The sequence below is a fragment of the Sphingopyxis sp. KK2 genome, assembly GCF_001990265.1.
GTDB lineage: Bacteria > Pseudomonadota > Alphaproteobacteria > Sphingomonadales > Sphingomonadaceae > Sphingopyxis.
In genome coordinates this window covers 1-506 of the sequence record NZ_LYVN01000309.1, presented here as the reverse complement: position 1 = coordinate 506, position 506 = coordinate 1, and the positions used below count along the sequence as shown (strand labels likewise).

At 72.5% G+C, this 506-nt stretch carries 1 pseudogene; it reads right to left on the bottom strand.

Features of this window, described 5'->3' with window-relative positions:
* Positions 1–506: pseudogene (locus B1A78_RS21965) on the bottom strand (hypothetical protein); the annotation flags it as partial.

Sequence of the window (506 nt, the reverse complement as noted above, 5' to 3'; positions counted from 1 at the left end):
GCCTGCCAGCCGAACGCCTGCGCGCCGCGGCCCGAGGCGACCGATTCGGCGCCGACGGCGGTCGAGTGGAAGCCCGATGCATTGGCACCCTGACCGAAGGCCGTGGCATCCTCGTCGGTCGCCTGGGCGCCGGTGCCGACCGCGGTCGACTGGAGACCGGTCGCATTGGCGAGCACGCCGACCGCGATCGCCTCGTCACCCGACGCGTTCGAGTTCGAACCGATCGCGCTCGACCGGGCGCCCGAGGCATTTGCAAGTTCGCCCACCGCGCTCGAGAATTCACCCGATGCACTCGCGAACGATCCGTTGGCGGTCGAAGCGAGGCCCGTCGCCGAAGCGCTGGCGCCCGTTGCGACGCTGAACGTGCCCGACGCCACGGCGGCGCGGCCGGTCGCGGTGTCGTTGTCGCCCGTCGCCTGCGCATTGTCGCCGACGGCGGTCGAGTTCAGCCCGGTGGCCTGCGCCTGGCGGCCCGTCGCGACGCTGAAGTTGCCGGTTGCGGCCGA